Source organism: Paenibacillus sp. MER TA 81-3, from assembly GCF_023713585.1.
GTDB lineage: Bacteria > Bacillota > Bacilli > Paenibacillales > Paenibacillaceae > Paenibacillus_B > Paenibacillus_B profundus.
Window position 1 is genome coordinate 1 of the sequence record NZ_JAMAWB010000110.1, and the last position, 323, is coordinate 323.

General features: G+C 54.5%; 1 protein-coding gene. It reads right to left on the reverse strand.

Annotated features, from left to right (window positions below; all coding sequences use genetic code 11):
- A partial coding sequence (locus M3650_RS31460; RefSeq protein ID WP_251580291.1) for a MucBP domain-containing protein occupies window positions 1-323 on the reverse strand: 323 nt, incomplete at both ends.

Below are 323 nucleotides of genomic sequence, written 5' to 3' on the forward strand. Positions count from 1 at the left end.
TCACTGGCGTGTAACCCGCTACTTCCGCGGCTGTCAGCTCCACCGTTTTACCTGTTACTCCGTCTACGGTCGTGGCTTCCGCCAGGACTTTATCCGTGCCTTGCTCCAGATAGTTCACGCTCAGCTTCTGCGCGCTTCCCTTGTAGTAGAAGGTGTACACATTACCTTCTGCTTTAAAGGTGTAGTTATCGCTTGCCTTCACTGGCGTGTAACCCGCTACTTCCGCGGCTGTCAGCTCCACCGTTTTACCTGTTACTCCGTCTACGGTCGTGGCTTCCGCCAGGACTTTATCCGTGCCTTGCTCCAGATAATTCACGGTCAGC